Consider the following 436-nt stretch of genomic DNA (forward strand, 5'->3'; position numbering starts at 1 on the left):
TGTGGTGTCCTAGAAAAGTACACACATAGAGGAGAAAAAATGAACACCAAGAAAGAAGCGAAAAAGTCGGGAGAAACCTCTCGGAAGAGCCAAAAAACGGGTCGGACGCAGAAGAGCTACGACGACAAGTTTAAATTAAAAGTCTTGCGCGAAATGGTATGTACGGGCGAGACACTTGCATCACTAAGTAAGCGTCACGATGTGCCGATTACAACCATATCCCGCTGGATAAGTACCTTTGGGATCACAACCCCAAAACAAATCAGAGAGCAGGTTATGAGTAAGAATATCAGCGACATCGAGCGTAAGCTTATCGAGAAAGAGCGTGAGTGTGAGGAGCTTAAGGTAAGACTTCGAGAGGCACAAATCAAGTACGAGATCAAAAAAGCATCCTTGGACTACCTGTCCTCCAAGTATCACATTGATCTAAAAAAAA

1 protein-coding gene is annotated in these 436 nt (G+C 43.8%); it reads left to right on the forward strand.

All coding sequences use genetic code 11. The features are described from left to right. Positions 1 to 39: 39 nt before the first annotated feature. Positions 40 to 436, forward strand: a 397-nt coding sequence (locus HMPREF2890_RS05740) for a transposase (RefSeq protein ID WP_148130694.1), incomplete at its 3' end; no start/stop codon positions are given.

It is taken from the genome of Porphyromonas sp. HMSC065F10 (genome assembly GCF_001808555.1).
Classification (GTDB): Bacteria; Bacteroidota; Bacteroidia; order Bacteroidales; family Porphyromonadaceae; genus Porphyromonas_A.